The sequence below is a fragment of the Ectothiorhodospira shaposhnikovii genome (assembly GCF_016584105.1).
In the GTDB taxonomy this organism is placed as follows: Bacteria; Pseudomonadota; Gammaproteobacteria; order Ectothiorhodospirales; family Ectothiorhodospiraceae; genus Ectothiorhodospira; species Ectothiorhodospira shaposhnikovii.
On record NZ_NRSM01000098.1, the window covers coordinates 1 to 598 of the forward strand.

At 63.9% G+C, this 598-nt stretch carries 1 protein-coding gene; it reads right to left on the reverse strand.

Annotated elements, in window-relative coordinates; genetic code table 11:
- Positions 1–598: IS91 family transposase (locus CKO35_RS17565; RefSeq protein ID WP_200177399.1), on the reverse strand; the 598-nt coding region annotated here is incomplete at both ends.

Genomic DNA, 598 nt, shown 5'->3' on the forward strand with positions numbered 1-598 from the left:
GCAATGCGGTGTGTGTAGCGGCCCAGGTAGTCCACCACCGTTGCACCCCGGTTCAGGCAGGCCTTGGTGTAGACGTTCCACGATTCCCGCATCAGTGCATCCAGCACACGGTCGACTTCTCTCGGGTGGCTCACCCGCGACAACGCACCGCTGGCGGCCGCCTGTCTCAAGGCAGACACCATCAGGCCGCGAAACCGTCTTGACAGGGCCTTGACGGGAAACAGGTAGTTGCCCTGGCAGGGTTGCCATTGACCATCCTCGCGCAGGGCGCCACCGGGGACGAGGCAGTGCAGGTGCACATGTTGCGTCAGGGTTTGCCCCCAGGTATGCAGCACCGCCGTCATGCCCAGTTCTCCCCCCAGACGCCTGGGGTCTTGCCCGAAGGCCTTGAGCGTGGCCCATGCCGACTGGAACAAAAGGCGATGGAGTTCGCGCGGGTGCAACTGTACCCAGCCATTGAGGGTGTGGGGGAGCGTGAACACCAGGTGATAATACGTCACCGGCAGCAGCTGGCTGCGTTGCTGCTCGCACCAGGCCTGTGTCGCGCGGCTCTGGCATTGCGGACAATGCCGATCCCGGCAGCTGTGATACCACTGCT